Genomic DNA, 980 nt, shown 5'->3' on the forward strand with positions numbered 1-980 from the left:
GCCTGCGCCACCCCCACTAACCCCGCCCCCGCACGCAAGAATCCGCGCTGGTGGCTACTCCCAGTAGCCACCAGCGCGGATTCTTGCGTGCGGGGGCGGGGTTAGTGGGGGTGGCGCAGGCCGCGCGCGGAGACGAGCGCGTTGCTCGCGACGATGAGCGCGATGCCGGCCCACTCGTGGGCGTCGAGGGCCTGGTGGAGGACGAGCCAGCCCATGAGCGCCGCGATGACGGGGTTGACGCTCGCGAAGGTCCCGAAGATCGGGGCCGGCACGCGGCGCAGCGCGAGGACGTCAAACGCGTAGGGCACGACGGACGCGAGAAGCGCGCAGCCGGCCGCGAGAGCGAACGCGTGCCAGGTCAGCGGGTGCTGCGTGAACCACCACGCGGCGACGGGCAGCCACGCGAGGGCGGTGAGCCCGCTCGCGAGCGCGGGCCCGTCGAGCCCGGAGAACTGCTGCCCGACGGCGCGGTTGAGGAGGATGTACCCGGCCCACGCGGCGGCGGCTGCGAGGGCGAGGAGGATGCCGGTGACGTCGGTCGTCGGGCCGGGGTTGGTGAGGACGACGACGCCGACGCCCGCGAGGAGCGCGCACGCAACGTCGAGGCGTCGTCGGGAGCCGAGGATCGCGACGGCGAGCGGCCCGAGGAACTCGATCGTCACGGCGAGACCGAGGCCGAGCCGCTCGACTGCGAGGTAGAGCGAGAGGTTCATGACGCTGAAGACGACGACGAGCCCGAGCGCGAGGAGCCACTGAGCGCGGCTGCGACCGCGCAGGCGGGGGCGCACGGCGGGCACGAGGACGGTCGCGGTGACGAGCTGACGGAGGGCGACGACGCCGACGGGGCCGATGAGCGGGAAGGCGCTCGCGCCGAGGGCGGCGCCGCTCTGCCCGGAGACGGTGCTCACGAGCATCTGCCCGAGGCCGACGGCGCGGTCCTTGCGCGTCGTGGAGGCACCCCGCACCCGCACCCCAGGCGC

Annotated in this window: 1 protein-coding gene; it reads right to left on the minus strand. The window is 74.4% G+C overall.

Annotated elements, in window-relative coordinates; all coding sequences use genetic code 11:
* Positions 1-101: 101 nt before the first annotated feature.
* On the minus strand, positions 102-980 hold an 879-nt coding region (locus C1729_RS14215), incomplete at its 5' end, for an EamA family transporter (RefSeq protein WP_242493926.1).

Source organism: Sanguibacter massiliensis (assembly GCF_900240335.1).
Lineage (GTDB): Bacteria > Actinomycetota > Actinomycetes > Actinomycetales > Cellulomonadaceae > Flavimobilis > Flavimobilis massiliensis.